The sequence below is a fragment of the Saccharomonospora saliphila YIM 90502 genome, assembly GCF_000383795.1.
Taxonomy (GTDB): Bacteria; Actinomycetota; Actinomycetes; order Mycobacteriales; family Pseudonocardiaceae; genus Saccharomonospora; species Saccharomonospora saliphila.
This window is the reverse complement of the sequence record NZ_KB912705.1, coordinates 54,444-64,543: the sequence shown is the minus strand read 5'-3', so window position 1 is coordinate 64,543 and position 10,100 is coordinate 54,444. Positions and strand designations below refer to the sequence as shown.

General features: G+C 70.5%; 9 protein-coding genes. 7 read left to right on the top strand and 2 right to left on the bottom strand.

What is annotated here, in order from left to right; all coding sequences use genetic code 11:
- Positions 1 to 207: 207 nt before the first annotated feature.
- The 6 genes from SACSA_RS23490 (at position 208) to pstB (ending at position 6,673) form a co-directional block, all read left to right on the top strand.
- A complete protein-coding gene (locus tag SACSA_RS23490) occupies positions 208 to 1,653 on the top strand; it encodes an LCP family protein (RefSeq protein WP_048876929.1) in 1,446 nt (481 codons plus the stop codon).
- Positions 1,654 to 1,731: 78 nt separating this feature from the next.
- Positions 1,732 to 2,394, top strand: a complete 663-nt coding sequence (phoU, locus tag SACSA_RS0116935; protein WP_019818936.1) for a phosphate signaling complex protein PhoU — start codon at positions 1,732 to 1,734, stop codon at positions 2,392 to 2,394.
- Between the two features lie 248 nt (positions 2,395 to 2,642).
- A complete protein-coding gene (pstS, locus tag SACSA_RS0116930) occupies positions 2,643 to 3,737 on the top strand; it encodes a phosphate ABC transporter substrate-binding protein PstS (RefSeq protein ID WP_019818935.1) in 1,095 nt (364 codons plus the stop codon).
- Between the two features lie 95 nt (positions 3,738 to 3,832).
- Complete coding sequence (gene pstC, locus SACSA_RS0116925) at positions 3,833 to 4,777, top strand: phosphate ABC transporter permease subunit PstC (protein ID WP_019818934.1); 945 nt, start codon at positions 3,833 to 3,835, stop codon at positions 4,775 to 4,777.
- Positions 4,777 to 5,865 carry a phosphate ABC transporter permease PstA gene (gene pstA / locus SACSA_RS0116920; protein ID WP_019818933.1) on the top strand — a complete coding sequence of 363 codons (1,089 nt, stop codon included), beginning with the start codon at positions 4,777 to 4,779 and terminating at the stop codon, positions 5,863 to 5,865. The genes pstC and pstA overlap by 1 nt, the downstream gene beginning before the upstream one ends.
- 28 nt (positions 5,866 to 5,893) lie before the next feature.
- Positions 5,894 to 6,673 carry a phosphate ABC transporter ATP-binding protein PstB gene (gene pstB / locus SACSA_RS0116915; RefSeq protein WP_019818932.1) on the top strand — a complete coding sequence of 260 codons (780 nt, stop codon included), beginning with the start codon at positions 5,894 to 5,896 and terminating at the stop codon, positions 6,671 to 6,673.
- Between the two features lie 420 nt (positions 6,674 to 7,093).
- On the opposite strand, the gene mshD is transcribed toward pstB, so the two are convergent.
- Both mshD and SACSA_RS0116905 read right to left on the bottom strand, forming a co-directional pair.
- A complete protein-coding gene (mshD, locus tag SACSA_RS0116910) occupies positions 7,094 to 8,068 on the bottom strand; it encodes a mycothiol synthase (RefSeq protein ID WP_019818931.1) in 975 nt (324 codons plus the stop codon).
- 9 nt (positions 8,069 to 8,077) lie between these two features.
- Entirely contained in the window at positions 8,078 to 8,890 is an 813-nt protein-coding gene (locus SACSA_RS0116905; protein ID WP_083940288.1) for a winged helix-turn-helix transcriptional regulator, read from the bottom strand.
- Positions 8,891 to 9,105: 215 nt separating this feature from the next.
- Here SACSA_RS0116905 and SACSA_RS0116900 point away from each other — a divergent pair, with 215 nt between their 5' ends.
- Positions 9,106 to 9,960 (top strand): LmeA family phospholipid-binding protein, encoded by an 855-nt coding sequence (locus tag SACSA_RS0116900; protein ID WP_019818929.1) that lies wholly within the window; start codon positions 9,106 to 9,108, stop codon positions 9,958 to 9,960.
- The last annotated feature ends 140 nt before the right edge of the window (positions 9,961 to 10,100 follow it).

Sequence of the window (10,100 nt, the reverse complement as noted above, 5' to 3'; positions counted from 1 at the left end):
GGCCCGGGTCGCGATGCGCAGGGAGCTGTCGGCGCTCGTGGCCCGCTCGCCGTTCGGACGGCGGAGGAATCGCCCCGGCACCCCGCTCCGCACCCTGAGCTCCCCGAGCGTTCCGGGGAGGCCGAACACGACGAGGACGACGCGCCCGCGGGCCCGCGGCGGGAAGCTCCGCCGAGCGCCGAACGCTCGCTCGAAGACCGGCTGACGATGACCGACCAGATGGAGCCGGTCGACGACGCCACCATGTACCGCCGCAAGATCGACGAGTCGCTCGCGCGGTTCTCGGCCGCGCACGACGAACTCGAGGCCGAAGAGCGGCAGCGCAGGCAGAAACGGCAGAAGTTCGCCGCCCGCATCGAGCAGACCAGAACAGCGCTGCAACGCGTCGTCTCGGTGGGACCGAAGTCCGGTTCCTCCCGCAACGGCGGCAGGGGTGGCGACCGCGCTCCCGACCGCTCCGGTGACCGGGGCTCGAAGGGCGGTGACTCGGACTCCGAGTCCGAGCCGGAGCGAGCGGCCGCCCGGAGCCGGGCGGCACGCGCGGCCGCCACGTCGCTGGCGGTGCTCGTCTTCCTGGCCACCGGCGTCGGCTGGGGCGCCAAGACGTGGTTCGACGGGCAGTTCACCGAGGTCGCCGCGCTCGACGAGGAGTCGGACGACATCCGCAAGGCCGCCGCACAGCTCGGTGACGCGAACTTCCTCGTCGTCGGCTCGGACACCCGCGCGGGCGCCGAGACCGAGCAGCGGGCCGGAGACGCCGACGGCGTCCCGGGCGCGCGCTCGGACACCGTGATGCTCGCCCACGTGCCGGAGGATCGCGCGCGGGCCGTGGTGGTCTCCTTTCCCCGCGACCTGGAGATCTCCCGACCGGAGTGCGCGCGCTGGGACTCCGGGACCGGGCGATACGGCGAGCCGGTCCCACCCGCCGACGCGGTGAAGCTCAACTCCGCGTTCAACATCGGCGGCCCGCGCTGCGTGACGAAGGTGATCCAGCGGATCTCCGGCATGCGGATCAACCACTTCATCGGCATCGACTTCGAGGGCTTCAAGGGCATGGTCGACGCGGTCGGCGGGGTCACCGTGCACCTCGACGAGCCGATGGAGGACGCCGAACTCGGCATGGTCGTCGCCGAGACCGGGGACGTGGTGCTGCGGGGCGAGCAGGCGCTGAGCTTCGTGCGGGCGCGCAAGGTCTACGGCGACCCGACGTTCTCCGACTACGGGCGCATGCGACGTCAGCAGCAGTTCCTGTCCGCATTGCTGAGTACGACGCTGTCCAGCGACGTGCTGTTCGACATGGGGAAGCTGAGCGGCTTCGTCGACGCGTTCGCCGCCTCGACCTTCGGCGAGAACATCGGGGTCGACCAGATGCTCACCCTGGCGCGGTCCATGCGCGGGCTCGACTCGGGCAACGTCACGTTCCTGACGGTGCCGACCGTCGGCGAGGCCAACGAGCGCGGCAACGAAGTGCTGCTGGAGCGCGACACGCGTGCGCTGTTCGAGGCGCTCATCGAGAACACCCCGCTACCCGGCGAACACGCGCCCGGCCCCGCCGGCGGCGCGGAGGGGGCGGACGAGGCCCTACCGGGTGAGACGTTGCGGCGATCGGCGTCCGGTGCGACACCCGGAGCCCGGAGCGCGGCCGGGGTGTAGCGGAATTACACCTCCGGTTCAGGCGGGGTTCACTTCGGGAGGCGGCGTCCGTGTGAACCCGGACGTAGAGTGAGCCGCATGCGCGAGGCTTACCACGTCGAACTCGAGAACCTGGCCACGAAACTGGCCGACATGTCCGTGCAGGTCGCCGACGCGATGGAACGGGCGACCCGGGCCATGCTGGACCGCGACCTGGAACTCGCGGAGCGCGTCATCAGCGACGACACCCTCGTCGACGACGCCCGCGCCGACTGCGAGGAGCAGGCGTACGCGCTGCTCGCCCTCCAGGCGCCCGTCGCGACCGACCTGCGGGTCATCCTCGCCGCCATCCACGCGGCCGAGAGCCTCGAACGGATGGGGGATCTGGCCCTGCACGTCGCGAAGGCCGCGCGCAGGCGCCACCCGGACCCGGTGCTGCCCACCGACGTGCGGCAGTACTTCGCGGACATGGGCGAGGCCGCGGTGCGGCTGGCCCGCCAGGCCGAGCAGGTCATCCGGACCCGCGACATCGACGCCGCCCGCAGCATCGAATCGGACGACGACCAGGTCGACGAGATCCACCGGCACCTGTTCAGCGTGATCATGGACAAGGAATGGGAGCACGGCGTGTCCACCGCCGTGGACATCACGTTGCTGGGCCGGTTCTACGAGCGCTACGCCGACCACGCCGTCTCCGTGGCGCGGCGCATGGTGTTCGTCGTCACCGGTCGTATGCCGGGGTATTCGGCCACCGAGGCGTGACGCTGGGCGGCCGAGCCACATCGGCATCGGCCGCCGGACACCCATCGGACGCCCGCCGGACGAGTGAATGCTAACGCTGTGTCATGTCCCTGTGATGTCGCCGTGACGTCCGGTCGTTGTCGGTCGTCGTTCAGATTCTGTTCACCGACACTGCCCTGCGGTGTCACGTCCCGGCCTTAGCGTCGGCGCCCGTGAGCATCCCCAGAGGTCGGCTCGCGCCGACCACGACCCTTCGGAAGAGGTTTACTGTGAAGCGTTACGCCCTGGGCCGTGTCGTCGCCCTCCCGGCGGCAGCCGCGCTCACGTTCGGTGTGGCCGCGTGCGGGTCGGCCAACGAGGAGAGCGCGGGAGGCGGCAACGGCTCGGGACTCTCGGGAACGATCTCGGGTGCGGGCGCCAGTTCGCAGGAGTCCGCGCAGACGGCCTGGCAGGCGGGTTTCGTGGAGCAGAACCCCGACGTCACGGTGAACTACGACCCGATCGGCTCGGGCGGTGGCCGCGAGCAGTTCGTCAACGGTGGTTCGGACTTCGGCGGGTCGGACGCCTACCTCGACGACGAGGAGCTGGCGGGCGCGCAGGAGCGCTGCGGCCAGGTCGTCGAGGTCCCGACCTACGTGTCCCCTGTGGCGATCATCTTCAACGTCGAAGGTGTCGACAACCTCAATCTCAAGCCCGGCACCATCGCCAAGATCTTCAACCAGGAGATCACCACCTGGAACGACCCGGAGATCGCCGCGGACAACCCGGAGGCCGACCTGCCGGACACCCCGATCACCCCGGTGAACCGCTCCGACGAGTCGGGCACCACGGAGAACTTCGTCGAGTACCTCTCCGCCGCAGCGGGCGAGCAGTGGCCGCACGAGGTCAGCGGCGACTGGCCGGTCGCCGGCGGTGAGGCCGCGCAGGGCACCTCCGGTGTCGTGCAGGCCGTCCGCAACGGCAACGGCGCCATCGGCTACGCCGACGCCAGCCAGGCGGGGGGCCTGAGCACGGTCAGCGTCGGGGTGGGCGACGAGTTCGTCGACTACTCCCCCGAGGCCGCCGCGAAGGTGCTCGAGGTCTCCGAGCGGATCGAGGGACGCGGCGAATACAGCTTCGCCTACGACCTCGCCCGTGACACCACCGAGTCCGGCACCTACCCGATCGTGCTCGTCTCCTATGCTCTGGCCTGCGCCAACTACGACGATGCCGAGACGGCCGAACTCGTGAAGGCCTACTTCGACTACATGATCAGCGCCGACGGTCAGGCCACCGCCGCCGAGAACGCGGGCTCCGCCCCGATCTCCGACTCGCTGCGCGAGCAGATCCAGCCCGCTGTCGACGCGATCGGTTCCGCCGGCTGAGCGCCGACAACCGCACAGCGTTCGGGTGGTCGCCTGTCAGGGTGACCACCCGAACGCCCGTGTGAGGGGCGGACCAGCACAAGGAAGGAAGGCAATTGCCCAGCACAGCCCAACGGCCACCCGCGGCCCAGGCCCCGCGGCGGCCAGGGGACCGAATCTTCGCCGGCGCCTCCACCGGCGCGGGCGTTCTGATCCTGCTCGTCCTCGCGGGTGTGGCCGCGTTCCTCCTGGTGGAGGCGTGGCCCGCGCTCACGGCCCCGTCCGACGAGATCCCGGGCGGCGAGGGCGTCGCCCTCTACGTGTGGCCGCTGCTGTTCGGCACGCTGCTCTCGGCGGTGTTCGCCCTGGTGATCGCCGCGCCGCTCGCCGTGGCGATCGCGTTGTTCGTCACCTACTACGCACCACGCCGCGTCGCCCAGGCGCTGGGCTACCTGATCGACCTGCTGGCCGCCGTGCCCAGCATCATCTACGGCCTGTGGGGATTCACCCAGCTCGCGCCGCTGACCATCGAACCGACCACGTGGCTGTCGGAGCACCTCGGCTTCATCCCATTCTTCGCGGGCCCGCCCTCGGCCACCGGCCGGACGATGCTCGTGGCGATCATCGTGCTCGCCGTGATGATCCTGCCGATCATCACCGCCGTGGTGCGTGAGGCGTTCCGCCAGACGCCGAGGCTGCACGAGGAGGCCTCGCTCGCCCTCGGCGCGACCCGCTGGGAAATGATCAAAATGGCGGTGCTGCCGTTCGGCCGGTCGAGCATCATCGGCGCGTCGATGCTGGGACTGGGCCGCGCGCTGGGCGAGACGATGGCCGTGGCCATCGTGCTTTCGGTCTCCGGCGGCGTCACCTTCAACCTCATCGGTACCGGTAACCCGTCGACGATCGCGGCGAACATCGCACTCCAGTTCCCCGAGTCCACCGGTGTCGCCGTGAACACGCTCATTGCCTCCGGCCTGGTGCTGTTCGCCCTGACCCTGCTCGTGAACATGGCGGCGCGCGCGGTGATCGAGCGGCGCAAGGAATTCTCGGGAGCCAACTGATGCCCACACCGACGACCTCGGACGAGATCGAGGGCACCGATTTGCACGCGCCGCTGTCCGGGGTGCCACTGACCCACGGGCAGCTGCCCAAGTACGCGCCATGGGCGGTCCTGCTCGCGGCGCTGGTGGCGGGCACCGGGCTGTGGCTGTCCGGCTGGAACGTCGTGGCCGCCGCCGTGGTCGCCGCGCTCGGCCACACCGTCGTCGTCTACGCCTGGTCCCGCAGCGTCGAGGGCGCCCGCAAGGCCACCGACCGGCTGGTCACGGCGGTGGTCACGGGCGCGTTCCTGCTCGCCCTCCTGCCGCTGGTGTCCGTGGTGATCACGGTGCTGACCAACGGCCTCGCCCGGTTCGACGCCGAGTTCTTCACCTACTCGATGCGCGGCATCGTCGGTGAGGGCGGTGGCGTCTACCACGCCATCATGGGCACGCTGATCATCACCGGGCTGGCGGCGGCGATCTCGGTGCCGGTCGGCATGCTCACCGCCGTCTACCTGGTCGAGTACGGGCGCGGCAAACTGGCCAAGGCGATCACCTTCTTCGTCGACGTGATGACCGGCATCCCGTCCATCGTGGCCGGGTTGTTCGCCTACGCACTGTTCGCCCTGATCTTCGGGCCCGGCGTGCGGATGGGCATGATGGGCGCGGTCGCGCTGAGCGTGCTGATGGTCCCGGTGGTCGTGCGCTCCACCGAAGAAATGCTCAAGCTGGTGCCGAACGAGTTGCGGGAGGCCTCCTACGCGCTCGGCGTACCGAAGTGGCGCACGATCCTCAAAGTGGTGTTGCCCACCGCGCTGGCGGGCATCGCCACCGGCGTCACCCTGGCCATCGCCCGTGTCATCGGCGAAACGGCCCCACTGTTGATCACGGTGGGTATCACCTCGGGGGACAACTTCGACCCGTTCGACGGTCGCATGGCTACCCTGTCGGTGTTCGCCTACTACGAGTACGTCAGCCCCGGAACGCCCCCGGAACCCGCACTGGAGCGAGCGTGGGCCGCCGCACTGTTGCTCATCATCATCGTGATGGCCCTCAACCTCGTCGCCCGGCTGATCTCCCGACTGTTCGCACCGAAGACCCGCGGGTGACGCGGGGGGAACCTGGATAGGAAGCACTGTGGCAAAGCGCATCGAGGTCAAGGACCTCGACATCTACTACGACAAGTTCCTCGCCGTGCAGGGCGTGTCGATGACCATCCAGCCACGGTCGGTCACCGCGCTGATCGGTCCTTCCGGCTGCGGCAAGTCGACCTTCCTGCGCACGCTGAACCGCATGCACGAGCTCGTGCCGAGCGCCCGGGTGGACGGCCAGGTCTTCATGGACGACCAGGACCTCTACGCCCCGGACGTGGACCCGGTGCGGGTCCGCACGCAGATCGGGATGGTCTTCCAGCGGGCCAACCCGTTCCCCACGATGTCGATCTACGACAACGTGGCCGCGGGCCTCAAGCTGAACAACAAGCGGCTCAAGCGCGACGAGATGGACGAGATCGTCGAGCGCTCGCTGCGCTCGGCGAACCTGTGGACCGAGGTCAAGGACCGGCTGAACAAGCCGGGCTCGGGCCTGTCCGGCGGGCAGCAGCAGCGGCTGTGCATCGCGCGGGCGGTGGCCGTGCAGCCGGACGTGCTGTTGATGGACGAGCCGTGCTCGGCCCTCGACCCCATCTCCACCCAGGCCATCGAGGACCTGATGCTGGAGCTGAAGGCGAATTACACGATCGTGATCGTCACCCACAACATGCAGCAGGCCGCGCGGGTGAGTGACACGACCGGGTTCTTCAACCTCAAGGGCGTCGGAGAGCCCGGCGAACTGGTGGAGATCGACGAGACCACCACGATCTTCTCGACCCCGCAGAACAAGGCGACCGAGGACTACATCTCCGGCCGCTTCGGCTGAGTTGCCCCTGGCGGCGCGCGAGTTGCCCCTGGCGGCGCGCGAGTTGCCCCTGCCGGTCCGCGAGTTGCCCCTGGCGGCGCGCGAGTTGCCCCTGGCGGCGCGCGCGATGCCCCAGCGAGCCGGGCACCAGGGCACGCCGGGGCGGCCAGGAGCCACCGGCCGTCGGGCGGTGTGGTCCGTGTGTCGACGATGCCGGGACCGCTGGTGCACCGGCAGGGACTCGTCACGGTCCGCGCGACGCGGGTGCGCCATCATCAACACCGCCCGTGAACTCGGCGCGGTGTCGTCCGTCGTGGCCGAGGTCGCGCTGGAGCGCCCTCCCGGGCCCCGGCAGGGCAACTCGCGTGCCCGGCAAGGGCAACTCGCGGACCCACAAGGGCAACTCGCGGGCCCGGAGGGGCAACTCGCGGGGCGGTTTGGTCAGGCGGGTGGGTCGAGGGCGTACTGCACGTCGGTTTCGGCCGTGTCGAAGCCGAGTCGGCGGTACACGGCGACCGCGGGAGCGTTGTCGCCCTCCACGTAGAGCACGACCTGCCGCAGCCCCCGCTCCCGCAGGTACCGCAACCCGGCGAGGGTGAGCGCCTTGCCGAGTCCGCCGCCCTGCGCGGCCGGGTCGACCCCGACCACGTACACCTCGCCGACCGCCTCGCCACCGAAGCGACGCGGGTTCGGCGGGTGGATCTTGGTCCAGTGGAACCCGGCCAGCCGCCCGTCGGCGTCCTCGGCGAGGAAGAAGCCGTCCGGATCGAACCAGCTCTCCCGCTCGGTCGCCTCAAGCTGCGCCACGTCGAGGGCCCCCTGTTCGGGGTGCCAGTCGAAGGCGCGCGCGTTGACCTCCACGACCGCCCGCTCGTCGCGGCCGGTCTCGAACGTGCGCAGGGTCATGCCGTCCGGCAGCCGCGGCGGGGGCCACTCCTGTTCGGCGCCGAAGGCCCGCATCACCAGCAACTCGCGGGCTCGCGTCATCTCGAACCGGGAGGCCAGCCGCGCTGCGGCCGGGTGGTCACCGTGAGCCCACACCCGCAGGCCCGACGGCGCCTGCTGGACCAGGGCGTCCAGCAGCGCCGCACCGTGGCCGCGTCCGCGGTGGCCGGGGTGCACGATCAGTTCGGCGACGCGACGGCCGAAGGCATCCCCCGCGGTGTCCAGGTGCCCGTAGGCCACGAGCACGTCGGTGCCTCCCGCGCCCGGCGGCGCGCTCTCGGTGCCCGAGGTCGTGCCGCCGCCGTCCGGTGCGAAGCCCAGCAGGTGGCGCGGCCCGCGGAACTCACCGGGCAGCGGTCCGTCCGGTTCGATGTCGGGGCGCCCGTCGGCCTCGCGGGCCGCGAGCAGCAGGTGGCGCACCGCGTCGGCGCGCTCGGCGGTCAGGTCGTCGGCCCACACGAGGTCACGCATGGCGCCAGCTTAACGACGTGTGACCACCCGGGTGCGGAACTCGGGCCGCTCGGAACGGGCCGGCACGGAATCCGTACCGGCCCCGGACGACTCCGGCCGTGTCCCCGTCCTGCCCTCAGCCCGGGAGAGGCCGCGCGCGCCGCTCTTGGCGGGGCGCTCGAACTTGTAGCCGACGTTGCGCACGGTGCCGATCATCTGCTCGTGCTCGGGGCCGAGCTTGGCGCGCAGCCGCCGGACGTGCACGTCCACCGTCCTGGTGCCACCGAAGAAGTCGTAACCCCAGACCTCCTGGAGCAACTGCGCCCGGGTGAACACGCGGCCGGCGTGCTGGGCGAGATACTTCAGCAGCTCGAACTCCTTGTAGGTCAGTTCGAGCGTGCGCTTGCGCAGCCGCGCTGTGTAGGTGGCCTCGTCGATCACGAGGTCTCCCACGCGCAGCTCGGCGTCGGCCGCCGACACGGCACCCTCCCGGGTGGTCGCCAGCCGCAGCCGGGCGTCGAGCTCCGCCGGCCCCGCGGTGGGCAGCACGATGTCGTCGGCACGCCACTCGGAACTGACGGCGACGAGTCCGCCCTCGCCGACCACCGCGATCACCGGGGTGGCGGGCTCGTCCTCCCCGCTGCCGGTGAGCAGGCGGCACAGGCTCTTGGCCGAGGCGAGGTCGGTGCGCGCGTCGAGCAGGATGACGTCCCGGTGACCCGCGTCGAGGAGTGCGGTGACCTCGGGCGGCCGGACCCGTACCGTGTGCGGGAGCAGGTCGAGCGCGGGCAGGACGGAGGTGGCTTGCGATTCCGACGTCAGCACCAGCAGGTCAAGGCTCATGGCCACCACCCCGTGTTGTTCGATCCGACAGCCGCCGGAGTCGAACTCCGGCCGCATGTCGAGAATAGTGCGGGACCGGACTCGCCCCGAAGACCTGAAACCGGCGTCACACCGTTTCGGGCACTTCGAAACATGCCTTTAACAGGACGGACGTGATCGTGAACACTGCTGTAGCCGCGCCGCAGCCGCAGGACCGGAGCAAGGGCCGACGCCGCGTGAAACGCCTCGTCATCGTGCTGGTCGTACTGCTCGGCCTGCTCGTGGGCGCCGACTTCGCCGCCGCCGCCTTCGCCGAGCACACGGTGTCGCAGAAGGCGCGCGAGCAGCTCGGCCTCTCCGACGATCCCGCCGTGACGATCCACGGATTCCCGTTCACCACGCAGGCGCTTTCCGGGAACTACTCCCACATCAGCGTCTCCGCCGACGGTGTGCCCGTGCAGCAGCTCCGCGACGTCTCGCTCGACGCGGATCTGCACGACGTCTCGGCTCCGTTGTCCGACCTCACGGCGGGCAACGTGCGCGACATCGAGGTCGGCAGGCTCGCCGGGCGGATCACACTCAAGGACAGCGACATCGCCCGGGTCGCGCCGTTGACCAACATCGACGACCTGCGCATCGAGCCGTCGTCGGAGGAGTACGTGCGCCGCGGCGAGGACGGCGCCACGACAGAGGGCACCAACGGAAGCGGCGACGACGGCCCCGGCGCCCAGAACGACGGCCAGGGCTCCGGGCAGGGTGACGACTCCACCGCCGGGGTGCGGCTCTCCGGCAAGGCCGACATCGCGGGCGAGCGCATCGAGATCTTCGCCTTCGCGATGATCGAACTGGACGGGACGACCGTCCGCATCACCCCGCACCGCATCCAGTTCGGCAACGACCAGGAGACCACCGTGGTGCCGGAGGCCGTGCAACAGCGGCTGCTCCCGAGCTTCGAGGCCGACATCAACGCGGGTGAGATGCCGTTCACCGTGACTCCGACCGGCATCAGCGTTGCGTCCGGCTCGCTCACCCTGCACGGTGAAGCCGAGGACGTGACCTTCGCCGGGACGTCGAGCGCGCTCGGTGGGTGACCGGGCGGAGACCGAGGAGGACCGAGACGACCATGACCGGCACGTGGGTGCTGCTGGGCACCGTGGCGGCGGGACTGCTGACCGGCGCGCTGCTGCTGGCGCGCGACGGCCGCGTCCGGCGGACCCGCGACACGGCCCCG